Origin of the sequence: Streptomyces sp. A1136, from assembly GCF_004795055.1 — a bacterium.
Classification (GTDB): Bacteria; Actinomycetota; Actinomycetes; order Streptomycetales; family Streptomycetaceae; genus Streptomyces.
Genome location: NZ_SSBJ01000001.1, coordinates 374,832 through 401,428, shown reverse-complemented (window position 1 = coordinate 401,428; position 26,597 = coordinate 374,832). Strand labels below are relative to the sequence as shown.

The following is a 26,597-nucleotide window of genomic DNA, read 5'->3' as shown; positions in this document are numbered from 1 at the left end:
TGGACGGGGTATCAACTTCTGGCGTTGATTTTTGGCACGCTGTTGAGTTCTCAAGGAACGGACGCTTCCTTCGTACTCACCCTCGCGGGTTTTCCTCCGGGCGCTTCCTTTGTTCTTCGTTTTGTTCCTGCGTTTCCGACTCTATCAGACTCTTTCGGGCCTGACCCCCGGTCAGCGGGGTTTGTCTTCCGGGCTGTTGGGCCCTTCCGACTCCCAGAACTCTAGTGGATTTCCCCGGCGATTCATAATCGGCCTTCGGTAATTCATTCGGGCATGCCGAATTCATTCCCGGTGGGAGATCGTGCTGAGTTGGGTGCCGCAACGAGGCGGCGGGATGCGCTGCCGCCAGAACCTCGCGGTCCTGGGACAACTCGAAGAACCTTACGGATCTGCGGGGTGCGTGTCAACCCCGGGCCTGGAGGTCTTCCACACGGTCCAGGAGGCGGGTGAGCATGTCGCCCAGCACCCCGCGTTCCGCCGTGGAGAGGTCCTGGAGCAGGTCTTCCTCGAAGACGGTCGCCGCACGCATGGCGTCGAGCCACTTGCTGCGGCCCTCGTCGGTCAGTTCCACGATCACGCGGACGCGGTTCGACTCGTCCCGCTCGCGGGTGACGAGTCCCTCCGCCGTCATGCGGTCGATCCGATGGGTCATGGCCGCCGGCGTCAGGCCGAGCTGCTTCGCGAGCTCGCTCGGGCCCATGCGGTAAGGGGCTCCGGAGATGACGAGGGCCTTGAGGACCTCCCACTCCGCGTTGCTGATGCCCAGGGCCGCGGTCTGGCGCCCGTAGGCGACGTTCATGCGGCGGTTCAGCCGGCTCAGGGCCGAGACCACCTTCTCGACCTGGGGGTCGAGGTCCTGGAACTCGCGCTGGTAGACGGCGATCTGCTCGTCGAGGCTCGGCTCGTGGACGGGGGTAGTGCCGTCGGTTTCACCCATGCCCCGAAGTATCGCACGAGCTCGTTGGCATCTAACTCCTTCGATGTGTAGAGTTAAGCATCGAACTTTAGGCATGAAGTCTTCAGGCTTCAGTTATCGAGGTGGGTGAGAAGTGACCAAGGTGATGGGCGCTGCGATGCGGCGGATCCAGGCCGGCAACGCGTTGACCGCGTTCGGTATCGGCTTCACGGTTCCGTTCCTCTACATCTACGTGGCGCAGGTGCGGGGTCTGGGTTCCATGGCCGCCACGAGCGCCTTCGTGGCGTTCGCGCTGGGTGCTCTGATCGCGCTGCCCTTCACCGGTCGCGTCATCGACCGGCGTGGTCCGGTCCCGGTCGTGATGGGTGCCGCGGTGGCCGCGGCCGCCGGTGCGCTGTCGCTGGGGCTTTCCACCGGTGTCGTACCGATCCTGCTGTCCGCTCTGGCGCTCGGCGCCGGGCAGGCCGTGATGCAGCCCGCGCTGGCCACCATGATCGTGTGGTGCTCCACCCCGTCCACGCGGACGCGCGCCTTCGCCCTCCAGTTCTTCATGCAGAACCTGGGGCTGGGCATCGGTGGCCTCATCGGGGGTCAGATTGTCGATGTCGACCGCCCGGGCAGCTTCACCCTGCTCTTCGGCATCGAGGCCGTGATGTTCCTGGTGCTGGCCGGCGTCATCGCCACCGTGCGGATGCCGCACGCGCCGAGCATCAAGGACGCCGTGCCGAGGGACCCGGGGACCGGGGGCGGTTGGAAGCGGATGCTCCGGCACCGGGCCATGGTCAAGCTGCTGGTGCTGGGCTTCGTGATCTTCTTCGCCTGCTACGGACAGTTCGAGTCCGGGCTCGCCGCCTTCGGGACCGAGGCCGCCGGGATCTCCCCGTCGACCCTTGGGTTCGCGCTCGCCGCCAACACCGGGGCGATCGTCGTCGCGCAGTTCGTCGTGCTGAGGCTGGTCGAGAGGCGTCGGCGGTCCAGGGTCATCGCGCTGGTCGGTCTGATCTGGACCGGGGCGTGGGTTATCGCCGGGTTCTCGGGGCTGGGTCACGGAAGCGCGGTGATGGCCGCCGGTGCGTTCGTCGCGACGTACGCGCTCTTCGGTATCGGCGAGGCCATGCTGTCGCCGACGCTCGCCCCGCTGGTGGCCGATCTGGCACCGGAGGGCTCCGTGGGTCAATACAACTCGGCGTTCGCGCTGGTCAAGCAGATGGCGCTGGCCCTCGGGCCGCTCGGGGTGCCGCTGGGCGCGGGCGTGCCGATGCTGTACATCGGGGTCTTCATCGCCGTCTCGCTCGGGATCTCGTGGCTGGCCCTGCGGATAGGCGGGCAGCTGACCGCGGTGCAGGACAACCCGTCGACGGCCAAGGTCGCGGTGCGCGTGGAGCCGGCCGCGGTCCGGGTGCCGGAGCCCGTCGCCGTGTAGTCCGTGGGCGTGGGTGGAGGCGTAGGGGTGCTGTGGGGAGAAGGCCCGGTCCGAGGGGACCGGGCCTTCGGCGTGTCCGGCCGGCTAGGTGGTCGGCAGGGCGAATTCGCACCAGACGGCCTTGCCTCCGCCAGGGGTGCGGCGCGTGCCCCAGCTGGAGGCGATGGTCGCGACGATGGAGATGCCGCGGCCGGTCTCGTCGGCCGGTTCGGCGCGGCGGCGGCGCGGGAGGTGGTCGTCTCCGTCGGTGACCTCGACGATCAGCCGGCGGTCGGTGCGCCGTAGCCGCAGCCGCATGGGTGGGGTTCCGTGCTGGAGGGAGTTCGCCACGAGCTCGCTCGCGGCCAGGACCCCGAGGTCGCACAGGTCGACCGGGAAGCGCCAGGAGGTCAGGACGCCTTGCGCGAAGGCGCGGGCGCGCGGGGCGGCCTCCACTCCGCCGAGGAGTTCGAGGGCTGCGTTGTGGAAGAGCTCGGCGTCCGCGCCGGTGCGGGCGGGCTGCTGGAGGACCATGACGGCGACGTCGTCGTCGTGGTCGGCGTCGATGCCGAGGGCGCGCATCAGGCGGTCGCAGATGACGGCCGGGGTCCCTTGGGCGCCGGAGAGGGCGCGTTCCAGGGCCGCGACGCCTTCGTCGATGTCCTCGCCACGGCGTTCGACCAAGCCGTCGGTGTAGAGGACGGCGGTGGAGCCGGGGCCGAGCGCGATGGTGCCGGAGGTGTGGAGCCAGCCGCCGGTGCCGAGCGGCGGGCCGGTGGGGTCGGCGGCGCGGCGTACGGTGCCGTCCTCGTCGCGGACCAGGATGGGGAGGTGCCCGGCGGAGGCGTAGGCGAGCAGGCCTTCGTTGGGGTCGTGGACGGCGTAGACGCAGGTGGCGATCTGGCTGGCGTCGATCTCGGCGGCGAGGCCGTCGAGGAGTTGGAGCACCTCGTGGGGCGGCAGGTCGAGGCGAGCGTAGGCGCGGACGGCGGTGCGCAGCTGGCCCATGACGGCTGCCGCGCGGACGCCGCGGCCCATGACGTCGCCGATGACGAGGGCGGTGCGGCCGGCGCCGAGGGTGATGACGTCGTACCAGTCGCCGCCGACGGCCGCCTCGGTGCCGCCGGGCTGGTAGGTGGCGGCGATGCGGAGGTCGTCGGGCTGTTCCAGTTCCTGCGGGAGGAGGGAGCGCTGGAGGGTGACGGCGGCCTCGCGCTGGCGTCGCTCGCTGGCGCGCAGGCGTTCGGCGGCCTCGGCGTGGTCGGTGACGTCGGCGAGGTGGACCAGGACACCGGTGTGGTGGGGGTCGGTCGCGCCCTCGCCGCCGGCCTTGGGGAAGGCGACGGGGGTGCAGGTGACGGTGTAGGAGCTGCCGCCGCCGGGCGCGGAGCGGTTCTTGGCGGTACGGGGCTTGCCGCTGCGCTGGACCTGGTCGAGGAGCGGGAGCAGGCCGAGTGCGCCGAGTTCGGGGAGGGCGAGGTGTGCGGGGGCGCCGGTGGGGCGGGCTCCGAAGCCGGCGGTGTAGGCGTCGTTGACGTAGGCGACGCGGTGCTCGGGGCCGTGGACGAGTGCGACGAGGGTGGGGAGCAGGCCCAGGACTTCCCGCGCGGAGAGCTCGTCGAGGGAGGGCACTGCCGTGAGGGGGCCGCCCGTGCCGGTGCCGCGGACGGTGGGGTCGGCGGGGGGCCCGTCCGGGGGCGGCGGGGAGGAGGAGGCCGCGCCGCGGGCCGCCGGGACCGAGCCCTCACCCCGTTTGGCCTGGGCGGCGGCGTGTTCGGTCCGGGCGGCGGCGCGGCGCTGCGTTCCGGGGAACCGTGCGCTCCAGCGCGTGAAGTTCACTGCGTTCAAGCCTCGTGGTGTCGCAAGTGGTCGCTGTGTCTGCCCCAGCAACGGCCGGGAGCTGCCCCCAGGGTCGAGCGCTGGACGGTGTCACTCTGTGCAGGTGTGAGCCCACCTATGGTCACACGTCCAGTGTGGCCGGGCACACTGACAGCGTCAGTCCCCCTTGTCTTTCGGGGGGTTGGCGACGGGGCCCGGTGGGGGCGCGGGCGGCGGTGGCGGTGTGGACGCGGGCGGGGGCTTGGGCGTGCCGCCTGCGGCGAGTTCGAACTCGGCGCGGGGGTGTTCCAGGGAGCCGAGGGAGACGATCTCCCGCTTGAACAGGCCGGAGAGGGTCCATTCGGCGAGCACGCGCATCTTGCGGTTGAAGGTGGGGACGCGGCTGAGGTGGTAGGCGCGGTGCATGAACCAGGCGGGGTAGCCCTTGAGCTTGCGGCCGTAGATGTGGGCGACGCCCTTGTGGAGGCCGAGCGAGGCGACCGAGCCGGCGTACTTGTGTGCGTATTCGGTGAGCACCTCACCGCGGAGCGCGGCGACGAGGTTGTCGGCGAGGGCCTTGGCCTGGCGGACGGCGTGCTGGGCGTTGGGGGCGCATTCGCGGCCGGTTTCGTCCGCGGTGATGTCGGGGACGGCGGCGGCGTCGCCGGCGGCCCAGGCGTGTTCGACGCCTTCGACGGTGAGGAAGGCGGTGCAGGCGAGGCGGCCGCGTTCGTTCTTGGGCAGGTCGGTGGCCGCGAGGATCGGGTGCGGTTTGACGCCGGCGGTCCACACGACGGTCCGGGTGGGGAAGCGGGAGCCGTCGCTCAGGACGGCCACGCGGTTCTCGCAGGATTCGAGGCGGGTTTCGAGGCGGACGTCGATGTTGCGCCTGCGCAGTTCACGGATGGTGTAGACGCCCATCTCCGGGCCCACTTCGGGGAGGATCCGGTCGCTGGCCTCGACCAGCACCCACTTCATGTCCTCGGGCTTGATGTTGTGGTAGTACCGGGCCGCGTAACGGGCCATGTCCTCCAGCTCGCCGAGCGCCTCGACGCCGGCGTAACCGCCGCCGACGAAGAGGTAGGTGAGGGCGGCGTCGCGGATCGCGGGATCGCGGGTGGAGGAGGCGATGTCCATCTGTTCGATGACGTGGTTGCGCAGGCCGATGGCCTCTTCGACGCTCTTGAAGCCGATGCCGTAGTCGGCGAGTCCCGGGATGGGGAGCGCGCGGGAGATGGAGCCGGGCGCGAGGACGAGCTCGTCGTACTCGATGTGCATCGGGCCCGTTCCCTCGTCGGCGGTGGCGAGGGTGGAGACGGTCGCGGTGCGCTTGGCGTGGTCGATGTGCTCGGCTTCGCCGATGACGATCCGGCACTTGTCCAGGACGCGGCGCAGCGGCACGACGACGTGGCGCGGGGAGATGGCGCCGGCGGCCGCCTCGGGGAGGAAGGGCTGGTACGTCATGTAGGGGTCCGGGGTGACCACCGTGACCTCGGCTTCGCCCGGTCTCAGCTTCCGCTGGAGCCGGAGGGCCGTATACATGCCGACGTACCCCCCGCCGACGACGAGGACGCGCGCGCGGGGCGGGGTGCCGGGTGCCGTGCCCGGGGAGTTAGCAGCCTTCACCATCCCATGACGCAACGTGGCTGGGAGTTTGTCCACAGGCTGGGCAAATTGTGTGACCGGAGGGAGGGGTGGGACGGGGCTGTACCGGGGTCCGGATACGAGGGAAGCACCGCAGGTCAGAGGGTACGGAGGTGATGGTTCCGGAGGCTGCCGCCGGAAAAACGGGGGTGAATGCTCCGATCGGGCGGTGCTCCGTGCGGGGCTGCCTCTTCTGAATTGACTCTGGCTCAACTATGTTCGTATCTCGTCGAGGAGCAGGACCGGGGCCCACTGACCGTGGCCCACCTCGACACGAAGGCGGGGAGTGTCTCCGGGGGGAGACAAATGATTACCGGGGGATACATATGAACATGTCCGATTTCCATGGCTCTGCGACCGCTCTGTCCGCTGACAGCGGCCGCGTGATGACCGGCGCGACGACGCACGGCGTGGGCCGTTCCACGCCCCTTCGCGTCGACGCCCAGCGCAACCTCGAACACGTCCTGCGCGCGGCGCGCGAGGTGTTCGGCGAGCTGGGCTACGGGGCGCCGATGGAAGACGTGGCGCGGCGGGCGCGGGTCGGTGTCGGCACCGTGTACCGGCGTTTCCCGAGCAAGGACGTGCTGGTCCGGCGCATAGCCGACGAGGAGACCGCCCGACTGACCGACCAGGCGAAGGCCGCGCTGGGTCAGGAGGAGGAGCCGTGGCAGGCCCTCTCCCGCTTCCTGCGCACCTCGGTGGCGTCGGGAGCGGGGCGGCTGCTGCCGCCGCAGGTACTGCGGGTCGGTGCCGCCGAGGAGGACGGCGTCGAGGAGGCGGACGCCGTCCGTGTTCCGCACCAGCGGCAGGCCGTCGTGACGGGGGCCCCGGACCTGCGTGTGGTCGGCTCGCGGGCCGCCCGGGAGGAGCCGGCCGAGGAGTCCGGGGCGGTCGCGCTGCTGGAGGTCGTGGGTCGGCTCGTGGACCGCGCCCGGGAGGCGGGCGAGCTGCGTGCCGATGTCACGGTGGCCGATGTGCTGCTGGTGATAGCGACCGCGGCTCCGGCGCTCCCGGACCCGGCGCACCAGGCCGCCGCGTCCGCGCGGCTGCTCGACATCCTGCTGGAGGGGCTGCGCTCGCGGACGGCGTGACGTCCGGGCCGGTCGTGACGGTAGTGGCTGGCGACGTGGGTGATCCGAGCGGGGGCCCGCCGGGATTGGGCGGCGCCCGCTCGGCTTGACCTCTGGGCTGCCCGCCGCGGCTCGACCGGGGACCTGACCGAGTGGGCGGCCGGGAGGCTCCTCACTCGAACGACCGCCACTCGAACGGGTGGGGACCGGTGCGGTGCCCGGCCGGATCTTCCCCGGACGGGTGGATGGTGCGCAGAGCCGCCCGGGGCGCCGGTGCCGTGTGCCACGCTGAGCCGGTGTACCGGTTGAGTGTGGCGTGCGGAGGCTTCCGCGATGAGCGTTGACGGGCGGGGCGAGTCGGTCGGTGACGCCGGTGACACGGCGGAGGCGGGCGAAAGGCCCGCCCGGCAGGTGCCGGCGCAGCGTGACCGCGCCGGCCGGCACGCCGCCGCGGGTGGATCGGGCGGGGAACGCCCGCCCTCCGATGCCGACTTGCTGGCCCGGATGCGCGCCGGGAACGACGGCGCCTACGAGGAGTTGTTCCGCCGGCACGCCGATGCCGTACGGCGCTACGCGCGCACCTGTTGCCGGGACGCGCACACCGCCGACGACCTGACCGCCGAGGTGTTCGCGCGGACGCTGCAGGCGGTACGGGGCGGGGCCGGGCCGGACCACTCGGTGCGGGCGTACCTGCTGACGACCGTACGACGGGTCGCCGCGGCCTGGGCGAAGACGGCCAAGCGGGAGCATCTGGTCGAGGACTTCGCGGTGTTCGCCGAGCAGGCGGCCGCCGGTACGGAGGCCGGTGGCGGACTCGGCGGGCTGTCGGGGGACGACACCCTGGAACTGGGCGCCGACGTGCGGGCCATGCACGAGGCCGAGCGGTCGCTCGCGATGCAGGCGTTCCGCAGCCTGCCCGAGCGGTGGCAGGCGGTGCTCTGGCACACCACCGTGGAGGAGTCCACGCCGAGTGCGATCGCCCCGTTGTTCGGGCTGAGCGCCAACGCCACGGCGGTGCTGGCCGTCAGGGCCCGCGAGGGTCTCAAGCAGGCATACCTCCAGGCGCATGTGAGTTCGGCGCTGAGTGAGGGCGGTGACTGCGCCCGGTACGCGGACCGACTGGGCGCGTACGCCCGGGGCGGCCTGCGGCTGCGGGCGGAGCGGGGGCTGCGCAGGCACTTGGAGGAGTGCGCCAAGTGCTGGCTGGCCGCACGGGAGTTGAAGGACGTGAACGCGGGGATTCCCGCACTGCTGCCCGTCGCGGTCATCGGGTGGTTCGCCGCCGGATACGCGGCGAAGGCGGCCGGTGTGGTGGCGGGTGGGGCATTCGCCGCCGGTGGGGCCGGGGCGGCCGCGGCGGCGGCCGGAGGTTCCACGGCGGGTGCCGGAGCGGCGGGAGCGGGAGCGGGGGCTGCGGGCGGGGCGGGGGGAGGGGCCGGGGGCGCGGTGGTGTCCGAGGGGCTGGGAATGCCCGCCAAGGCCGCCATCGCCGCCGGGCTCGCGGTCGCGGCGGCCGCCGGGGTGGTGTTCGCCCTCGCCGGGGACGATCCCGAGCAGCAGTCCGCGGCGCCGCCGCCGGGGGTGGTGGCGCCGGTGCGGCCGGTGCCCGGGTCTGCCTCGCCGCCCGTGGCGGAGCCGGGGCCGCCGGAGGCGGAGTCACCGGCGGCGGAGGTGCACGTACCGTCACGGCCGAGCGTGGCGGCGCCGTCCCCGAGGCCGGTGGCCGAGCGGCCGGCTCCCGCCTCTCCGTCGCCGTCGCCGTCGTTTTCGAGGTCGCCGTCCGCGTCCCGGTCCCCGCGGCCCGCGCCCAAGCCGCCGCAGGGTTTCCAGCTGGCCCGGCTGGATCACTCCTTGTACGGGCGACACACCGGGCCCGAGCTGGAGACCTGGCGCAGCAGTTGGGTGTGGCAGCGCTGGGGGCTGGTCGTGGGCGGCCGACGGTTCGCGCAGGGGATCACCGTCGACTCCCGTTCGTCGGTGGAGATCAGCCTCAACCGGCAGTGCCGCGCCTTCTCGGCGCGGGTCGGGGTGGACGGCATGTCCCTGCTGACCGACGGCGAGGTGCGGTTCTCGGTGTATGGGGACGGCCGGCGGCTGTGGCGGTCCCGGGCCCTCGGCCACGACGACGCCCCGGTCGACGTCGACGTGTCCCTGGCGGGGACCCGGACGCTGCGGCTGGTGGTGGAGCGGGCCGGGGAGGGACGGCTGCCTGCTCTCGCGAGCTGGGCGGACGCGGTGGTCGACTGCGGCTGAGCGGCCCCACGACCGCGGCCGGGGAGAGTGCGGCGCCCGCCGTCTCCTCCTCGGCGTGGCGGGCCTGTCCGAGTGCGGCGAGGTTCCTGCCCGGGGGCGCCCGCAGTGCGGCGGTCTCCGGGACGGACCGCGGCCGGCCCGCACGCCAGGCGGTGGCGACCGCCAGGACCCGTACGGATTCGGCGTGGCGCCCGGCGGAGGCGAGCAGCCAGGCCGCGGTCTCGGCGAGCGAGGCCAGGACGCGTTCGGCGCAATGGGCGGTGACGGCCGCCTCCAGGGCCGGCCCGATCCAGGCCGGTCCGGTGATCGGGCCGTGGTCGCGGGCGCGGGCGGTCAGGATGGCTTCGACGTTGTCGAGTCCCGGGCGGGGGCGGGCGTGAGTGCGGGCCGCCGTACGGGAGGCACGGGCCGCGCCGGGCGTCGCGGGGCCGGCCCGCGCCGCGAGCGTCGGCGAGGGTGGACCCGCACCGAAGCCGGCTGCGTCGGGTCGCCGCCCCCATGACGGCACGCGCGGCACCCCGACGCGAGCGGTACGACGGGCCCCGAGCAGGGTGCGGTGCGGTACGGGATCGTCGGGCGGGCGGGCACGGCCCCGCGCCTCGGAGGCCGGCGAGGCCGAACGCGGCCTGGCCGGGGTGGCCGCGTAGTGGGGAGTCGGGGGTCAGGAGAGGGCCGGGCGGCGGTGCGGGAGGCCGGTGGGGACCGCGCGGCGGCGCGGGGTGGAGGTGCCCGTCCAGCAGGTGCCGCGGCGGGCCAACAGGCGGCGGAGCCACAGTTCCATCGAGACGAGTTCCGCCAGCCCGTCCAACGGGACCAGCCGCCCGTCCGCCGCGTCGAGCAGGGCCTGGCGCACCACCCGGGCCTCGATCAGGCCGGCGTCCGCCAACAGCGGTGCGGTGAACAGGGACAGCAGGGAGGTCAGGGCGGCGCGCAGACCCAGGCGGGTCGCCGTCTCGTTCGGCTCGGGGGAGCTCACCCCCCAGCCCGGCGGGAGTTCCCGTACCCCGGAGGCCGACAGCACGCTGCGCAGGATCGCCGCCCGGGCCCCGGGCTGTACCCGCAGGGACTCGGGCAGGGCCCGCGCGGCCCGTACGACCTGGTTGTCGAGGAACGGGGCGTGCAGGCGCTGGCTGCGGACCTCGACGGCCTGCTCGAAGACCCGGTGGTCGGCGGCGTGTCGGGTCAGGGCGGCGCGGGCCCGGGCCTCGCCGGGGCGCAGGGACAGCGGTGGCCGGCCCGCGGCGGTGGCGAGCCGGATCGATACTTCCGCCAGGGCCTCGCCGGTCAGCCAGCCCGCCGCCGGTCCCGGCCGGGACCAGGTCAGGGCTGCGAGCGAGGCATCCACCGGCCCGCCTGCGGCGGTCGCGACCGCCCCTTCGCGCAGCCGGGTCGCGGCTGCTTCCATGCCCGCGCGGTAGGAGGTGCGGGCGAGTCTGCGGGCCGCGGCGTAGACGGTCAGCGGCACCAACAGGGAGTGGGAGTCCGCGGACGCCGTCCGCGCCAGCGCGGCCACCGGGCGCAGCAGGTGGCGTCTGCGGCGGTCCATCAGGAGGTCGGCCAGCCGGGCGGGGTGCGCGTCGAGGACCTGGCGGGCGCCGTGCCCGGTGAAGTGGTCGGCGGAACCGGCGGCCAGGCGGCGCCGCTCGCGCGCGGCGAAGACGAGGGAGGGGCCGGGTTCGTCGGTCAGCGGTCCGTCGAGGTCGGCGTACGGGAGGGCTTCCTCGGCGGCGGCCACGACGACGTGGTGGAGCCGGGGGTCGGTCGCGATGGCGTGGGCCCGTTCCAGTTCGGCCTCGCGCCCCCGGGGCGTGGCGAGGTCGTTGAAGGTGACGGCGAGGAGCCGTGAGCCGGTGCCGGGCAGGGTGCCGGGTACTCCGGGCAGGCCGGCCGCGAGGAGTGCCAGGGTCGCGGAGGCGCTGCCGCCGGAGAGGTCGGCGCCGACTCCGGGCACGGGCGCGGGGGCGCCGCGTGCCGCGCGCCGGTCGGCGGGGCCCATTCCGGGCACCGGGCCCGGGTCGGGACCCGGTGCGTCGGGAGCATGCCGGGGCGCCGTGAGCCGGGCGCGCACCGCGTCGACCAAAGCTTCCCGTACGCCCTCCACCGCGCGCTCGGGGTCGGCTTCGGGGGCGGCGACCGCGAGGGAGGCGACCGGTTCGTATCCGGCGATCTCCCTGGAGCCCTCGCGCAGGATCAGCGTGTGGCCGGGCGGGATGCGTCGGACGCCGACGTACGGTGTGCCGTCGCCCAGTGCCTCGGTGCTGTCGGGGCAGGCCAGCAGGGCGGCGAGGTGGCCGATGTCGAGCTGTGCCTCGATGAGGTCGGCGAGCGGCAGCGCCGCGGTGGCGTACGCGGTGCCGCCCGCCCAGGGCGTGTAGAAGACGGGTCGGGCGCCGGCGAGGTCGCCGAGGACGGTGATCCGGCGGCCGGCCTGTACGACGGCGGTGTAGCTGCCGGACCACTGGGTGAGGTGGCGCAGCGCCCCGCCGCGGGCGGCGTACAGCGCACGGCGCAGTTCGGCGTCGGTGGCGCCGCAGCAGCCGAGGACGGCGAGCCGGGTGAAGGGGTCGGCGGGGTCGGCGGTGATGGTGCGGATCTCGTCGGGGCGCCAGTCGCCGACGGCCCAGAGCGGGTCGGGGTCTCCCCACAGGAGTTGCGCCCCGACGGGGTGGACGGTGCGTTCGGCGTCCTGGGCGGCCGGGTCGTCGGCGTAGGCGGCGTCCGCGAGGCCGCCGCGGGGGGTGTCCGAGTAGGGGGTCCCGGCGGTGGAGTCGTACGCGGTGGAGGTGTGGGCCGTCGATCCGTACGCGGACCCGCCCGTGGTCCCGTACGCCGACGTGGAGCCGGAAACGCCCTGGCCGGAGACCCTTCCGGCCGTGCCGAAGCTCGCGGCGATACTGCTCCACCCGACCAACCAGCGCACCGCCGCCGCCTCCCCAGCCTGTGGGCAAATGACCGGGGCACGGGCAGTGCGGTCGGCATGCGGGCACGACCGTCCGGGGCCCCGGGTGGCTCGGGGTCCATGCTGCCACGAGACATGGCGTGCGAGAGGGGTTCGGGGGGCGCACATGCAAACGAACACGCCCCCGGCACACGGTATTTGGCGTTCCGTTCCCACCGTCCCATAGGTCGGTTTCAGCCATTCTTCGGCCGTACTGAGGGGTCGTGACGGCCCGCGACGGCCCGTACGGTCCGTCGGCGGGGCGCGGGCCGGGGGGTGGGATGCACCCCCCGGCCCGTTCCGCCACCCGCGGGGATTGAGGCAGCGGCATCCCCCGGCCCACCCGGTTCCCACGGGATCCGCGCGGCGGGCCGACCCACGCACCGGACATCGAATCGTCGGGTCCGGCGGGCGGCCAGAGCGCACGGCCGGGCGCACGGCACCACGGGCGGAGCACGCGCTGACGCGTGCGCCCCGGGTACGGGCCCCCTCCCGCTTGTGCGTGCGGACAACAATCTCGCCATACGGAAGTCGGGGCCTTAACGCTTGGGAGGCGGGGAACTACGCTGGGTTTACGAAATGCCGGGCGCCTATGCCCCGGCGGCGTCTGCGTTCCGCGTGTGACGAGGGGTGGCGCATGTCCAGGGAGCTCCGCGAGCCCAATGAGAAGCTCGGCGCCGTGCTCGCCCTGGCGGGCATCAGCAACGCCGGGCTGGCCCGGCGGGTGAACGACCTCGGCGCGCAGCGCGGCCTGACGCTCCGGTACGACAAGACCTCGGTGGCCCGGTGGGTGTCGAAGGGGATGGTGCCGCAGGGCGCGGCGCCGCATCTGATCGCCGCGGCCATCGGCGCGAAGCTGGGGCGGCCGGTGCCGTTGCACGAGATCGGCCTGGCGGACGCGGACCCGGCGCCGGAGGTGGGGTTGTCCTTTCCGCGTGACGTGGGGGCGGCGGTGCGGTCGGCCACCGATCTGTACCGGCTGGACCTGGCGGGGCGGCGCGGAGGCGGCGGGATCTGGCAGTCGCTCGCCGGTTCGTTCGCCGTGTCGGCGTACGCGACGCCCGCTTCCCGCTGGCTGATATCGCCCGCCGACACTTCGGTGGCGCGCGAGCCGGGGGGCGCGGGACAGGGGCGGGAGACGACTGCGGAAGCCGCCGCGGCGACGGAGTCCGCGGTGTCGGCGGGGCCCGCGGTGGCCGTCGGTCCCCCGGCGCCTGCCCCGCACAGCCCGCGCCCCGGGCACGCGCCGCGTGAACCGGGTACGGAAGCGGCACGCCCGACAACGGGCGGCACGGCGACGGGCAGCACAGGCACCGGAAGCACAGGTCTGGCGGGCGCGGGTTCGGGGAGCGCGGGTTCGGCGTCGGGAAGCTGGGCGGGTGGCGGCGGCGGGTTCTCGGACGCCTCGCCGCAGCGCGTCGGGCACAGCGATGTGACGAAGCTGCGCGAGGCCGCCGAGGACGCCCGCCGCTGGGACTCCAAGTACGGCGGCGGCGACTGGCGTTCGTCCATGGTGCCGGAGTGCCTGCGGGTGGACGCGGCTCCGCTGCTGCTGGGCTCCTACACGGACGAGGTGGGCCGGGCGCTGTTCGGCGCGACCGCCGAGCTGACCCGGCTGGCGGGGTGGATGGCCTTCGACACCGGGCAGCAGGAGGCCGCCCAGCGCTACTACATCCAGGCGCTGCGGCTCGCCCGCGCCGCCGCCGACGTGCCGCTCGGCGGGTACGTGCTCGCCTCCATGTCCCTCCAGGCCACCTACCGGGACTTCCCCGACGAGGGCGTCGACCTCGCCCAGGCGGCCGTTGAGCGCAATCGCGGTCTGGCCACCGCCCGCACCATGAGCTTCTTCCGCCTCGTGGAGGCGCGGGCGCACGCGAAGGCGGGCGACTCCGCGGCCGCCGGGTCGGCCCTGCGGGCCGCGGAGGGCTGGCTGGAACGGGCCCGGGACGGCGATCCCGACCCGACCTGGCTGGGTTTCTACTCGTACGACCGTTTCGCGGCCGATGCGGCGGAATGCTACCGGGACCTCAAACTCCCCCGGCAGGTACGCCGGTTCACCGAGCAGGCGCTGTCCCGTCCGACGGAGGAGTACGTGCGCTCCCACGGGCTGCGCCTGGTGGTCAGCGCGGTCGCCGAATTGGAGTCGGGCAACCTCGACGCGGCGTGCGCGGCGGGCACCCGGGCGGTGGAGGTCGCGGGCCGCATCTCCTCCACCCGGACGAACGAGTACGTACGGGACCTCCTGCACCGGCTGGAACCGTACGGGGACGAACCACGCGTCGCGGAACTGCGCGAACGGGCCCGGCCGCTGCTGGTGACACCCGCGTAGCCGCGCTGTCGGTGGCGGGGTGCAGTATGCAGGGGTGGGAGGTGTCGGCTTGGGCGGCGGCGTGGGCATGGGCGTGGGCGTGGACTGTGACGTGCTGGTGATCGGTGGCGGGATCGTCGGTCTGTCGACAGCACATGCCTTGTCACGCCTGGCCCCGGGCACCCGGGTGGTCGTCCTGGAGAAGGAAGCCGGTCCCGCCCGGCACCAGACGGGCCGCAACAGCGGGGTGATCCACAGCGGGATCTACTACCGCCCCGGCTCGCTGAAGGCACGGTTCGCGGTGAGCGGTGCCGCCGAGATGGTCAAGTTCTGCGCGGAGCACGACATCGCGCACGAGGTGACCGGGAAGCTGATCGTCGCCACCGAGCGGGACGAGTTGCCGCGGCTGCACGCGCTGGTGCAGCGGGGGCGGGAGAACGGCATTCCGGTGCGGGAGCTGGGACCGGCACAGATCGCGGAGTACGAGCCGGAGGTGCGGGGCCTGGCCGCGATCCATGTCGGCACGACCGGGATCGTGGACTACGGACGGGTCGCGGCGCAGCTGGCGGAGTCCTCGGGCGCGGAGATCGTCTACGGCGGGACGGTGGACCTGATCTCGCGCCGCCCGGCCGGGGTCGCGGTGCGCACGACGGCGGGGACGGTGGTGCGCTCGCGGGTACTGGTGAACTGCGCGGGCCTGCAGTGCGACCGGATCGCCCGGCTCGCCGGGGACGAACCCGGGATGCGCATCGTGCCGTTCCGGGGCGAGTACTACGACCTGGTCCGGCCGTCACTCGTGCGCGGGCTGGTCTACCCGGTGCCGGACCCGGCCTTCCCCTTCCTCGGGGTCCATCTGACCCGGGGCATCGGGGGCGGGGTCCATGTCGGGCCGAACGCGGTACCGGCCCTCGCGCGGGAGGGGTACGGCTGGGGCACGATCTCGCCGCGGGACCTCGGCGACGAGCTGGCCTGGCCGGGATCGTGGCGGATGGCCGCACGGCACTGGCGGTACGGCACGGGGGAGATCCGGCGTTCGCTGTCGAAGCGGTCCTTCACCGAGGCGGTACGGCGCCTGCTGCCGGCGGTCACGTCGGCGGACCTGGTGCCGGCGGCGGCGGGGGTGCGGGCGCAGGCCGTACTGCGCGACGGAACGCTGGTGGACGACTTCCTGATCCGGGAGGCCCCCCGCACGGTGCACGTCCTGAACGCCCCGTCCCCGGCGGCGACGGCCTCGCTGCCGATCGGCCGTGAGGTCGCCCGCCGGGCCTTGGCGGCGCTCGCCGCGGGCTGATCCTCCCCGGCGGTCCTTGGAGCCGGCCCGTCCGTCGCCGGGAGCCGACCCCACGCCCGGAACCGGCCTGCCGCCGGGCCGCCACGCCACGACGGCGCCGGTGCACGGCCTGATCAGGCGGGGACGGCCCGGGCGGTCGGGGGTGTGTCGGTCCAGTGTCCCGGTCCAGTGTCCCGGTCCAGGCGTGCCGCTCCAGCGGACCGCCCCCTACCGACCCTGCCCCTGCCCTCGCCACTACCCCGGGGCAGAGTCCGCTCCCCGAGCCGGTCCGTGCGTACGCGTCCGACAGGACTGCACCCCGCCAGCCCGCGGCCGGGGCCGGCGGGGCCGCGCGCGAAGCCGGCGCCGCCCGGCGGGCCGGTGCCCAAGGCGCCGGGCGGAGCCGAGTGGTGCCCGCGTCGTAGAATCGGCACATTGTGTCTGAGTCCCTGAACCCCCAGCCGTCGAGCGCCGACGACCCCGCAGAGGGCGCCGCCTCGTACACGCCCCCGAAGTGGCGCAGCGAGCCCCGCTTCCCCGACGGGCCCGCCCCCGACCCGGCCGGCTCGCACCACGAGCGCCGCATCCGCAGCTTCCAGCCGCGCCGCAGCCGGGTGACCACCGGGCAGGGCGAAGCCTTGAAGCGGCTCTGGGGCACCTGGGGCCTGGACATCGACGGGCACGAGGTCATCGACCTCAAGGCCATGTTCGACGGACTCCCGGTCGTCCTGGAGATCGGCTTCGGCATGGGCGAGGCGACCGCCCAGATGGCCGCCGCCGACCCGGACACCGGCATCCTCGCGGCCGACGTGCACACCCCCGGCCAGGGCAACCTCCTGGCCCTCGCCGAGCGGGGCGGGCTGACCAACGTCCGGGTAGCCAACGGCGACGCCATCATCCTGCTCCGCGAGATGCTGCCGCCGGACTCCCTCGCCGGGCTGCGCGTCTACTTCCCCGACCCCTGGCCCAAGGCGCGCCACCACAAGCGGCGCCTGATCCAGCCGGAGTTCCTCGACCTGGCCGCCACCCGCCTGGCGCCCGGCGCCGTCCTGCACTGCGCGACCGACTGGGAGCCGTACGCCGAGCAGATGCTCGAAGTGCTCACGGCGCACCCGCGGTTCGAGAACACCCAGCCTGACGGCGGCTATTCACCCCGCCCCGACTTCCGCCCCCTCACCCGCTTCGAGGGTCAGGGCCTCGACAAGGGGCACGTGGTACACGACTTGCTCTTCCGTCGCACGGAGAACTGACAACGTCACTCCCCGTGTCAGACCGGATCGCTAGGGTGATGACGTGGAGTTCCGAGCGCTCTCAGGTGTGCTCGCACGTCCGTCGGACCCGGTCCGTACGCGCGTGCTCGTCGTCCTGCTCGCCGCGCCCGGCGTCGCAATCCTCGAACTGGTACGGCAGCAGACCGGCACGGCGGGCTTCTGCGTGGGCCTCGCCCTGGCCGTGCTGCCGGTACCGCCGCTCATGGCGGCGTTCCGGTGGCTCGGGCGGGCCGCGCCCGGCCCTTGGCGGCAGTTGTTGTTCTGCTGCGGCTGGGGAGCCTGCGCCGCGGCGCTGATCGCCATACTGGCCAACAGCTTCGCCACCAAGTGGATAGCCGCGGCCACCGCCGACCCGTCCGACGCCGATCAGCTCGGCTCGGTACTGATCGCCCCCGTGGTCGAGGAGAGCGCCAAAGCGGCGGCCCTGCTGCTGGTGTTCGTGTTCCGCAGAAGACAGCTGGCCGGGCCGGCCGACGGATTCGTCATCGCCGGGTTCACCGCCACCGGCTTCGCCTTCACCGAGAACATCCTCTATCTGGGCAACGCCTTCGACGAGGACGTGGCCGACGGTACCGGGGTGCTCGATTCCGTCACTGCGGCGACCTTCTTCGTACGGATAGTGCTGTCGCCGTTCGCGCACCCGCTCTTCACGGTGCTCACCGGGCTCGGCTTCGGCATGGCCGCGCTCGGCCGACGCCGCCGGAGTCGGATCGGCCTGCCGCTGCTCGGGCTGGTCGCCGCCATGTGCCTGCACGCGCTGTGGAACAGTTCCTCGCGGTTCGGGGAGTACGGGTTCTACGTGGTCTACGGCTGCGTGATGGTCCCGACGTTCGGGCTGCTGCTGTGGCTGGCGGTGTGGATACGGGAGCGTCGACTGCGGGCCGTCGCCGCCGAGCTGGCGGTGTACGCCGCCGCGGGCTGGCTCGGTCCGGCCGAGGTCCCGGCCCTGGCGTCCATCCCGGCCCGTTCGCTGGCCCGTTCCCTCGCCCGGCGGACCGGTGGCCGGGCCGCGGGCAGGGCCGTCGCCCTGTACGAGGCGGACGCGGCCGCCCTCGCCCTGCTACGTCACCGCGCCCGCCGGGGCGGCCCGGTCCGGGAGAGGGACTTCGCGGTGCACGAGCGGGAGTTGCTGCGGGGCCTGTGGCTGCGCCGGGCGACCGCCGGACCCGCTCTGTCCCGGGCGGCGGTGATGGAGGAACTCCTGCCACCGTGGTTCGACCCCGTACCCGCACCGGCCCGGCCCGTCGTCGTACCGAGCCCCCGGCCGGCGCAGGCCAGGACCCCGGACACCGGCGCCCCGCGTACCGACACCGCACACACCCGGGCTTAGGACGTCCGAACTTCGGACAGCCGGGCTTCGGACACCCGGGGCCACGGGCGCTAGACGTTGAGGCCCTTGGACGTCAGCCACGCCAGCGGGTCCATCGTGGAACCGTCACGGCGGACCTCCAGGTGGAGGTGGGCGCCGGTGACGTTGCCGGTCGCGCCGACCCGGCCGATGGTGTCCCCGGCGCCGACCGCGCCGGAGGTCACGGCCATCGACGACAGGTGGCAGTACCAGATGTCCGTGCCGTCGTCGAGGCGGAGGACGATCCGGTAGCCGTACGCACCGGACCAGCCCGCCGAGATGACGGTCCCGCCGCCCACGGCCTTGACCGGGGTGCCGGTGGGCGCGGCGAAGTCGAGGCCGGTGTGGTGGCCGGAGGACCACATGGAACCGGAGTCCCCGTAGTGGGAGGTGAGGGTGTAGGCGGAGGTCGGCAGCGCGTATCCGCCGGCCGCCTTCGCCGGGGCCGCTCCGCCCTCGTGGGCCCCTCCCACCCGGGCCGCAGCCTTCGCCGCCGCCTGCTGCTCGGCGGCTTCCCGCTCGGCGGCCTGCTTCTCGGCGGCCGCTCGGGCCTCGTCGGCCGCCTTCTGGGCCGCCTCCCGCTGCGCCCTGGCCTCCTGGGCCGCGGCTTCGCGCGCCACCCGCTCCGCCTCCGCCCGGGCCTGGCTCTCGGCGGCGTCCTGCTGTGACTCGGCCTGCTGGAGAATCCGGTGGCGCAGCGCCTCGCCGGCGTCGGCGTGCCCGAAGGCCGACCCCGGGCCCTGCTCTCGGGCCGGGGCGTCCGCCACGGCGGACGGCGTCCCGACGGCGTGGCGGGCTCCCTCGTCCGTTCCCCCGCCGCCCGTCAGATCCGGGAACGAGGGCAGGGATATGGCGGCTTGGGGCCGGTCCTGGGCCGTGGCGATGCCGCCCGCGCCGACCGCCGCGATGACGCCCACGCCGAGGACGGTCGAGCTGCGGGCCAGTCCACCGCGCGGCTTGGGCACCCGGTGCTTGCCGCGGACCGGGCGGGCCGAGTCCTCGGTCGGGTTCCACTCGCCCCAGGCGCCGGCGGTGGGCGCTTCCTGGATGTCGGTGCCTTCGTGGGCAGGCGAGTTGGAGGCCACGGGGGCACACTCCTCATGGGCGGGAACGCGCACGGCGCCGTCTCTTGCGACGGCTGGGACGACCGCGCTGCGTTATCGAACGGTAATAGACGCGGGGGAGTGATTCCAAGCTGTGGCGATTGATCGTTAACCCCAATCGGCCACCCCTCGCACAGCTTTGGCCGGAACATTGCGGCTATTGACCGCCATAACGGGCGAACCGTGACCTAGGAGCGCCTATTTCACGCCACGCCGGCCGAACCGCCCCTCCCGCCACCCCACCTCACGCAAGGGCGCCGATCGATTACATCGGGTGACCGGAGGCCGATCCGATGTGGGCGGTCCCCGCAGGGGCGGGCCCTCGGGGCCTACGTTCCGCCGCGCCGCACCACCGGCACCGTGCGGCGGCGGTCCGGCTGCCCCCGCGCCGGACGGCCCACGGCCAACAGCGCCATGTCGTCCGTGGCTCCGCCACCCGTGTGCCTGCGCACATCGCCCGCCAACGCGTCCAGCAACGCGTCCGGCCCCGGGAAGATCCGCCCGGCGAGCCGGGCCGCCGGATCGTAGAACTCCCCCGCCGCGTCCCGCGCCTCCGTCAGCCCGTCCGTGTACAGCAGCAGCGTGCTGCCCGCCGGGAACGGCCCTTCCTCCGCCCGGTCGGGCCACGCCCCCAACTCGCCCATCCCCAGCGGCAGCGCGGGTTCGCTCGGCGCCAACACCTCCAGACGGCCGTCGGGATAGAGCAGCAGCGGCTCGGGGTGGCCGCGGTTGACGATCCGCAGCGCCTCCCTGCCCGCCGGGACCTCGACCAGTACACAGGTCGTGAACCCCTCCACCGCGTCGAGGGTGTCCCGCCGCACTCCCTCCCGGGCCAGGGCGCGCTCCAGCCGCTGTGCGAGCGCCTCCAGCGTCGGCTCGGTCTCCGCCGCCTCCCGGAAGGCGCCGAGCACGACCGCGACGGCCTCCACGGCCCCCAGCCCCTTTCCCCGTACGTCACCCACCACCAACCGCACCCCGTACGGGGTGTCCTGCACGGCGTAGAGGTCCCCACCGATGAAGGCGTCGGCCCGCGCGGCCTCGTACCGGGCGGCGACCTGCAACCCCCCGATCCGCTCGGCCGGCGTGGGCAGCACCGCGCGTTGGGCGGCCTCGGCGATCTCGCGCGCCGAGGCGAGCCGCTCCCCGCTGCGCCGCACGACCCGGTTGATCAACAGCGCCATGCCGGACACGGTGACCACTGTGGCCAGCTCCGTCAGCGCCTCGGCCCGCCGTCCCGTGTCGGCGTACGCGCGCAGGACGACCACAGCGAGCGAGGCGGCACAACCGGTCAGCGCGGTCGCCCGGAACGAGTAGAGCGGCGCGGCGATCAGGGGAGCGGCGGAGAAGAACGGTGAGCCCGTGTAGCTTGGTGGTGACGCCAGGTCGAAGACGAAGCCCAGGACGATCAGGAGGAACGGCAGCGACCGGACCACCCGCCGGGCCACGCCGTCGCCGCCGCCCGTCCCGAGCTCGTCGCTGCCCTGCCGGCTCCGGCCCACCACGCTGTCTCCTGCCGCCAGGTCCCTCGCGGGGTGCGGGCACACCGCCGCCTCGCCCCCCAAGGCTCCCGCCGGCCGGGCCCGTACGGCGACCCGGCAGAGGCCGTCCGGGTGACGGCGTCGACGGCGGCAGCGGCGCCGGCCACGCGGAAGAGGCCGAGGGACACCTGCACGGACGCCGGTGACGGACACCCGGGGGCCGGGAACGGGGCCCGGTTACGACGAAGGCCCGGCTCCCCAAGGGGAACCGGGCCTTCGTACTGAGTAGCGGGGGCAGGATTTGAACCTACGACCTCTGGGTTATGAGCCCAGCGAGCTACCGAGCTGCTCCACCCCGCGTCGGTAAACACAACTCTACGTCATTCGGGGGACGGCTCTTGCCAATTAACCTCCCGAACCTCCCTCAACCAGCCATAACCGCAGGTCAGGGCCGCGCAGAAAGGTTCCGCAGAGCAGTTCCCGCCGCCGGACGCCCCCACCCGGCACGACACGCGACAGGGCTGAACACCGGGCCGACCGGTGGAAGTTGCCGCCCCCGGAGGCGCGATCACCGCCCCCGCCGCACCCGTCGACGCCCCCGGCCGGAAACAGCCGGGTCCGTTCCGGTCGATACCCGATCGGCCTTGCGCCCCTCTGCGGCTATGCTCTGGGGTGAGCACGCCGAGGGCCATTAGCTCAATTGGCAGAGCAGCGGACTTTTAATCCGTTGGTTGTCGGTTCGAGTCCGACATGGCCTACTGCTCCACGCAGCGCCCCGTCCGGTGGAAACCGGGCGGGGCGTTCGTCGTCCCCATGGCCGACCGGGCCGGGGCCGGGAACGGGCTCGGCCCCCACCGCACCGGAGTGCCGTGGGGGCCGAGTCTTCGTCAGAGGGCGTTCAGCCGTCAGCCGTTGCGCTTCCAGCGCGGCTTGTCGTCACGACGGCCGCCGAAGGAGCCGGTGGAACCGGAGCCGGAGGGGCGGTTGTCGTCACGACGGCCGTAGGGGCGGTCGCCGCCACCGGAACGGAAGCCACCACCGGACGGACGGTCGCCGCCGGAGCGGAACCCACCGGTCGGGCGGTCGTCGCGACGGAAGCCGCCACGGTCGCCACCGCGGTCGTCACGGTTGAACCCACCCGAGGGACGGTCGTCGCGACGGAAGCCACCACCACGGTTGTCACCACCCCGGTCGTCACGACGGAAGCCACCGGTCGGACGGTCGCCGCCGGAGCGGAAGCCGCCACGGTCGCCACCGCGGTCGTCACGGTTGAACCCACCCGAGGGACGGTCGTCGCGACGGAAGCCACCACCGGACGGACGGTCGCCGCCGGAGCGGAACCCACCGGAGGGGCGGTCGTCGCGACGGAAGCCGCCACGGTCGCCACCGCGGTCGTCACGGTTGAACCCACCCGAGGGACGGTCGTCGCGACGGAAGCCACCGCCACGGTTGTCGCCACCCCGGTCGTCACGACGGAAGCCACCGGAGGGGCGGTCGTCGCGACGGAAGCCGCCACGGTCACCGCCACGGTCACCACCGCGGTCGTCACGACGGTTGTCGCGACGCTCGTAGTTGCCACGCTCGTCACGGCTCTGGAAGGCCGGGCGCTCCTCGACGACCGGCTCGGCCGCGACGGCGGCCGCGACCTCGGCGACAGCGGCCTCGGCCACCTCGGCGACAGCGGCCTCCGGGTCCTCGCCGCGCTCACGGGCGGAACGGGCGACGAGGCGGTCGGCCTCCTCGCGCAGCTCGGCGGCGCGACGGGTCGCGCGCTCCAGCTGCTTGGTGAGGTCGGCGACCTCGCGCTCGGCCTGCTTGGCGGCGTTGTTCGCGGAGTCGGCCTGGACCTGCGTCAGCGAACGCGCACCGGTGATCTCGGCGACCTCGGGGTCGAAGGCGCCGACGCCCTGGACGATGTGGCGCGAGGCGTCGACGCCCGCGTCCTCCATCAGGCGGAAGATCTGGCGGCGCTGGTGCGGGAGCGCCAGCGACACGACGACACCGGACTTGCCGGCGCGGGCGGTACGGCCCGAGCGGTGCAGGTAGTCCTTGTGGTCACCGGCCGGGTCCACGTTCAGGACCAGGTCGATGCCGTCGACGTGGATGCCGCGGGCGGCGACGTCGGTGGCGACGAGCGCGTTGACGTAGCCGTCCTTGAAGTCGGCGAGGACGCGGGTGCGGGCACCCTGCGTCATGCCGCCGTGCAGCGCGTCGGCCTTCACTCCGGACTCGATGAGCTGCTCGGCGATCCGGTCGGCGCCCAGCTGGGTGCGGACGAAGATGATGGTGCGGCCCTTGCGGGCGGCGATGGCAGCCGTGACCGGCGCCTTGTCCTTCGGCTTCACGACGAGCACGTGGTGCGTCATGGTCGTGACGTTGCCCTGGGCGCTGTCGACCTCGTGCGTGACGGGGTTGGACAGGTAGCGCTTGACCAGGGTGCCGATCTCGTTCTCCATGGTGGCGGAGAAGAGCATGCGCTGGCCGCCGCCGGGGATCTGGTCGAGCAGCTCGGTGACCTCGGGCAGGAAGCCCAGGTCGGCCATCTGGTCGGCCTCGTCGAGGACCGCGATCTTGACGTTCTCCAGGGAGCAGGCGCCGCGGTTGATGATGTCGCGCAGGCGGCCGGGGGTGGCGACGAGGACGTCGACACCGCGCTCCAGGGCGTAGATCTGGTTGCCCATGGAGGTACCGCCGCAGACGACCTTCATCTTCAGGCCGAGGACGTCGCCGTAGGGCTGGAGGGCGTCCGCGACCTGCATCGCGAGTTCACGCGTCGGCGTGAGGATGATCGCGCGGGGCTTCTTCTTCTCGGTGTGGCCGCCGGCCAGCGAGGCCAGGGTCGGCAGACCGAAGGAGAGGGTCTTGCCGGAGCCGGTGCGGCCACGGCCGAGGATGTCCTTGCCGGCCAGGGCGTCCGGGATGGTCGCGGCCTGGATCGGGAAGGGGGCGGTGACACCGTTCTGGGCGAGCTTGCGCACGATGCCCTCGGGCAGACCGAGGTCGCCGAAGGTGATGCCGGGCTCGGCGTCGGCCTCGTCGGAGGCGGTGTCGGTGGACTGGTCGGTCGTCACATCGGCCTCAAGAGCCTCGATGATGTCGTTCGCCTCGGCGGCCTCGATGGCCTCGGTGACCACAAGGGCCTCAACGGCGTCGACGATCTCGTTGGAGTCGTTCTCGGGCATGACGGCACGGTCAGAACTGGAAATGGACATGCGAAATGCGAAACCTTCCGGAGTCTCGGCACGCGCCCAAACTCCGTGAATCGCAAATCGACCGCCTCAATGCGGTCAGCCACGGCTAGGGAGAGTACGCGCCACACGGCGCTCTTCGGATTCGGCGCCGGGCAATGGGATCAAACGATCTATAACCATACGCACCCTCCCCGGGGTCTGGCAAGTTCCGCCCAAAGAAAGGTTCTGACCTGCGGCGATGTCCGGGGGTGGAGTGCGTGCGGCGGTGCGTGAGAGGCCGCCGAACCGTTCCTACGCCCCCGCGGGGGTGCTCGGTTCGGGCTGGGGCGGGGTGGTGGGCGTCGGCGTGGGTTCCGTCACAGGCGGCTGGGTGGGCGGCTGGGTGGTGGGCGATGCGACGGGCCCGCCGGAGCCCGACCCCGACCCGGAACCCGAGCCGGACCCGGACCCGGAGCCCGAGCCGGACCCTCCGGAACCGGAACCACCACCGGCCCCGGACCCACCGCCCGAGGGCACCTGGGACCCCTGACCGCCCGCCCCGCCACCCGGCCCGGCCGACGGCGAGGGGACACCGGGCCGCCCGGCCGGTGCGCCCGGGCTCGGCGAGGCACCCGCCCCACCACCGGCCTTGCCGGCCTCCCCGGGCTTGCCGGACGGGTTGCCGGACGCGTCCTTCGCGCCGTGGCCGTCACCGTGCACCCCCGACCCCCGGCCGGAAGTGCCGCCCCCGACGGCCGCGGCGGCGTCCTTGCCGCCCACCGAGGAGGAGGGACCGGGCTTGGCTGCGTCCTCGCCGACGCTCATGCAGCCGGCAGACGCCGCGACCGCGAGCGCGGCAGCGGCCAGTCTGAGGGAAGCGGACAACTGGCGCACGGGTGGCACCTCCGGAAGGGGACGGGGAGCGCGGCCCGCACCGGGCGGGTCAATGTGCCCAACTCCCTTTACCCCGTAAGAGACACGCCCTCAGGCGAACAGCGCTCGCGCTACCTCGGACCCGAGGTGTACGGAGCCCAGCCCGACCAGCACCGAGGCCAGCACGTTGGCGACGGCCAGGAAACCCCAGCCACGCTCGGCCAGCCGCAGCGTCTCGTACGAGAACGTCGAGTACGTGCTGAGCGCCCCGCACAGCCCCGTCCCGAGCAGCGGACCGAGCCGCGAGGGCGCCGCACCGACGAGCAGCGCCCCCGTCAGCAGGCCCAGCACCAGGCAGGCGACGGCGTTCACCACGAAGGTTCCCCAGGGGAAGACCGAGTCGTGCCGGGCCTGTACCGCCCGGTCGGTGAGGTAGCGCAGCGGCGCCCCGACCACCGCGCCCGCGATCACGAGCAGCCAGTTCACCCGCGCCCCCGCACCGCGCGGCGGGTCGCGGTCGCCGCCGCCCAGACCGCTCCCAGCGCGGCGATCACCGTCAGCGCGGCGTACCCGAGCGCGGTGGCGGCCGCGCCCTCGTCCAGCAGCCGCGAGAAGTCGACCGCGTAGGTGGAGAAGGTGGTGAAACCGCCCAACACGCCCACCCCCACGAACGGCCGGACCAGCGGGTGCGGCGCCGTCCGGCCGCCTTCGCTGATGAGCACCATGAGGACGCCGATCAGCGCGCAGCCGACCACGTTCGTCCAGAAGGTCGCCCACGGGAAGGTGCCGGGCCCCACCGGCCAGAGCACGGCGAGGCCGTACCGCGCCGACGCGCCCACGGCCCCGCCCGCCGCGACGGCGGCGAGCACCCGCCCCCGTGGTTCGGCGCGTTGCTGCGGCACATGGAGGTCGACGTCCGGGTCGATCGCCTCCGCGCCGCGGACCGGCCGGGTCATCCGTAGCCCAGGTCGTGGAGTCGCTCGTCGTCGATCCCGAAGTGGTGGGCGATCTCGTGCACGACCGTGACCTCCGTCTCCGCGACCACGCTCTCCCGGTCCTCGCACATGCGCAACGTGGGGTTGCGGTAGATGGTGATCCGGTCGGGGAGGACCCCGGCGTACCACTCGCCGCGGTCGGTCAGGGGCGTGCCCTCGTAGAGACCGAGCAGCTCCGGGTCCTCCGCGGGCGGCTCGTCCTCGACGAAGACCGCCACGTTGTCCATCAGTCGGGTGAGCTCCGGCGGGATCCGGTCCAGGGCCTCTGCGACGAGTTCCTCGAACTCCTCGCGCGTCATCTCCAGCACCCGGTCATTGTCCCTCCGGGACACTCGCGGAAACCGTTTTGGCGATAGGTCCCGACATCCCATATGCTTCTCACGTCCCCGACGCGCTGAAAAGTGCCCGGCGGGCCTTTAGCCCTCATCGTCTAGTGGCCCAGGACGCCGCCCTTTCAAGGCGGTAGCACGGGTTCGAATCCCGTTGGGGGTACGCAACACCATGTGCAAGACTTGTTCTTGCACAAACCAGGTCCTGTGGAGCAGTTGGTTAGCTCGCCACCCTGTCAAGGTGGAGGTCGCGGGTTCAAGTCCCGTCAGGATCGCTGAGGCTGGAAACAGTCTCGTGGCTGGGTAGCTCAGTTGGTACGAGCGATCGCCTGAAAAGCGATAGGTCGCCGGTTCGACCCCGGCCCCAGCCACCACAGGAAGGCCCCGTCCATCGGACGGGGCCTTCTCGCG

At 73.4% G+C, this 26,597-nt stretch carries 18 protein-coding genes and 5 tRNA genes; 12 read left to right on the top strand and 11 right to left on the bottom strand.

Features of this window, described 5'->3' with window-relative positions:
- Positions 1-403 precede the first annotated feature (403 nt).
- Positions 404-937 (bottom strand): MarR family winged helix-turn-helix transcriptional regulator, encoded by a 534-nt coding sequence (locus E6R62_RS01890; RefSeq protein ID WP_136210625.1) that lies wholly within the window; start codon positions 935-937, stop codon positions 404-406.
- Between the two features lie 112 nt (positions 938-1,049).
- Here E6R62_RS01890 and E6R62_RS01885 point away from each other — a divergent pair, with 112 nt between their 5' ends.
- A complete protein-coding gene (locus E6R62_RS01885; protein WP_136210623.1) occupies positions 1,050-2,339 on the top strand; it encodes an MFS transporter in 1,290 nt (429 codons plus the stop codon).
- Positions 2,340-2,423: 84 nt separating this feature from the next.
- On the opposite strand, the gene E6R62_RS01880 is transcribed toward E6R62_RS01885, so the two are convergent.
- Positions 2,424-4,157: an ATP-binding SpoIIE family protein phosphatase gene (locus E6R62_RS01880; protein WP_136210679.1), complete on the bottom strand. Its 1,734-nt coding sequence runs from the start codon at positions 4,155-4,157 to the stop codon at positions 2,424-2,426.
- Positions 4,158-4,313: 156 nt separating this feature from the next.
- Positions 4,314-5,765, bottom strand: a complete 1,452-nt coding sequence (locus E6R62_RS01875) for an NAD(P)/FAD-dependent oxidoreductase (protein WP_136210621.1) — start codon at positions 5,763-5,765, stop codon at positions 4,314-4,316.
- Between the two features lie 341 nt (positions 5,766-6,106).
- On the opposite strand from E6R62_RS01875, the gene E6R62_RS01870 reads away from it, so the two are divergent.
- Positions 6,107-6,871 (top strand): TetR/AcrR family transcriptional regulator, encoded by a 765-nt coding sequence (locus tag E6R62_RS01870; RefSeq protein ID WP_136210619.1) that lies wholly within the window; start codon positions 6,107-6,109, stop codon positions 6,869-6,871.
- A gap of 312 nt (positions 6,872-7,183) precedes the next feature.
- A complete protein-coding gene (locus E6R62_RS01865; RefSeq protein ID WP_136210617.1) occupies positions 7,184-9,103 on the top strand; it encodes a sigma-70 family RNA polymerase sigma factor in 1,920 nt (639 codons plus the stop codon).
- Positions 9,104-9,764: 661 nt separating this feature from the next.
- Here the strand turns inward: E6R62_RS01865 and E6R62_RS01860 are convergent.
- Positions 9,765-12,023 (bottom strand): asparagine synthase-related protein, encoded by a 2,259-nt coding sequence (locus tag E6R62_RS01860; protein ID WP_240801426.1) that lies wholly within the window; start codon positions 12,021-12,023, stop codon positions 9,765-9,767.
- Positions 12,024-12,678: 655 nt separating this feature from the next.
- Between E6R62_RS01860 and E6R62_RS01855 the strand changes: the two genes are divergently transcribed.
- From E6R62_RS01855 to E6R62_RS01840, 4 genes are all read left to right on the top strand, one after another.
- A complete protein-coding gene (locus E6R62_RS01855; RefSeq protein ID WP_136210613.1) occupies positions 12,679-14,370 on the top strand; it encodes a sporulation protein in 1,692 nt (563 codons plus the stop codon).
- A 67-nt stretch (positions 14,371-14,437) separates the two neighbouring features.
- Entirely contained in the window at positions 14,438-15,640 is a 1,203-nt protein-coding gene (gene lhgO, locus E6R62_RS01850; RefSeq protein ID WP_136210678.1) for an L-2-hydroxyglutarate oxidase, read from the top strand.
- Positions 15,641-16,056: 416 nt separating this feature from the next.
- The gene (trmB, locus tag E6R62_RS01845) at positions 16,057-16,869 is read left to right on the top strand and encodes a tRNA (guanosine(46)-N7)-methyltransferase TrmB (RefSeq protein ID WP_240801425.1); all 813 of its coding nucleotides are present in this window, start codon (positions 16,057-16,059) and stop codon (positions 16,867-16,869) included.
- Positions 16,870-16,936: 67 nt separating this feature from the next.
- A complete protein-coding gene (locus E6R62_RS01840; RefSeq protein ID WP_240801433.1) occupies positions 16,937-18,220 on the top strand; it encodes a PrsW family intramembrane metalloprotease in 1,284 nt (427 codons plus the stop codon).
- A 50-nt stretch (positions 18,221-18,270) separates the two neighbouring features.
- On the opposite strand, the gene E6R62_RS01835 is transcribed toward E6R62_RS01840, so the two are convergent.
- The 3 genes from E6R62_RS01835 to E6R62_RS01825 all read right to left on the bottom strand — a co-directional run bounded on the left by E6R62_RS01835 (position 18,271) and on the right by E6R62_RS01825 (position 21,179).
- Positions 18,271-19,323 carry a M23 family metallopeptidase gene (locus E6R62_RS01835; protein ID WP_136210609.1) on the bottom strand — a complete coding sequence of 351 codons (1,053 nt, stop codon included), beginning with the start codon at positions 19,321-19,323 and terminating at the stop codon, positions 18,271-18,273.
- A 347-nt stretch (positions 19,324-19,670) separates the two neighbouring features.
- Positions 19,671-20,840: a PP2C family protein-serine/threonine phosphatase gene (locus E6R62_RS01830; protein WP_240801432.1), complete on the bottom strand. Its 1,170-nt coding sequence runs from the start codon at positions 20,838-20,840 to the stop codon at positions 19,671-19,673.
- A 265-nt stretch (positions 20,841-21,105) separates the two neighbouring features.
- Positions 21,106-21,179, bottom strand: a tRNA-Met gene (locus E6R62_RS01825).
- 325 nt (positions 21,180-21,504) lie between these two features.
- On the opposite strand from E6R62_RS01825, the gene E6R62_RS01820 reads away from it, so the two are divergent.
- A tRNA-Lys gene (locus tag E6R62_RS01820) sits at positions 21,505-21,577 on the top strand.
- A gap of 147 nt (positions 21,578-21,724) precedes the next feature.
- On the opposite strand, the gene E6R62_RS01815 is transcribed toward E6R62_RS01820, so the two are convergent.
- Positions 21,725-24,001, bottom strand: a complete 2,277-nt coding sequence (locus tag E6R62_RS01815; protein WP_240801424.1) for a DEAD/DEAH box helicase — start codon at positions 23,999-24,001, stop codon at positions 21,725-21,727.
- A 274-nt stretch (positions 24,002-24,275) separates the two neighbouring features.
- Between E6R62_RS01815 and E6R62_RS01810 the strand changes: the two genes are divergently transcribed.
- The gene (locus E6R62_RS01810; RefSeq protein ID WP_136210605.1) at positions 24,276-24,539 is read left to right on the top strand and encodes a hypothetical protein; all 264 of its coding nucleotides are present in this window, start codon (positions 24,276-24,278) and stop codon (positions 24,537-24,539) included.
- 434 nt (positions 24,540-24,973) lie between these two features.
- Here the strand turns inward: E6R62_RS01810 and E6R62_RS01805 are convergent, their stop codons facing one another.
- From E6R62_RS01805 to E6R62_RS01795, 3 genes are read right to left on the bottom strand one after another with little or no spacing between them, the layout of a single operon-like run.
- Positions 24,974-25,348, bottom strand: a complete 375-nt coding sequence (locus E6R62_RS01805) for a CrcB family protein (RefSeq protein WP_136210603.1) — start codon at positions 25,346-25,348, stop codon at positions 24,974-24,976.
- A complete protein-coding gene (locus tag E6R62_RS01800; RefSeq protein WP_136210601.1) occupies positions 25,345-25,818 on the bottom strand; it encodes a CrcB family protein in 474 nt (157 codons plus the stop codon). The genes E6R62_RS01805 and E6R62_RS01800 overlap by 4 nt, the downstream gene beginning before the upstream one ends.
- A complete protein-coding gene (locus E6R62_RS01795) occupies positions 25,815-26,165 on the bottom strand; it encodes a metallopeptidase family protein (RefSeq protein ID WP_206308618.1) in 351 nt (116 codons plus the stop codon). The genes E6R62_RS01800 and E6R62_RS01795 overlap by 4 nt, the downstream gene beginning before the upstream one ends.
- A 111-nt stretch (positions 26,166-26,276) precedes the next feature.
- Here E6R62_RS01795 and E6R62_RS01790 point away from each other — a divergent pair.
- The 3 genes from E6R62_RS01790 to E6R62_RS01780 all read left to right on the top strand — a co-directional run bounded on the left by E6R62_RS01790 (position 26,277) and on the right by E6R62_RS01780 (position 26,560).
- Positions 26,277-26,349: transfer RNA gene (locus tag E6R62_RS01790), tRNA-Glu, on the top strand.
- A gap of 38 nt (positions 26,350-26,387) precedes the next feature.
- A tRNA-Asp gene (locus E6R62_RS01785) sits at positions 26,388-26,461 on the top strand.
- Positions 26,462-26,483: 22 nt separating this feature from the next.
- A tRNA-Phe gene (locus E6R62_RS01780) sits at positions 26,484-26,560 on the top strand.
- The last annotated feature ends 37 nt before the right edge of the window (positions 26,561-26,597 follow it).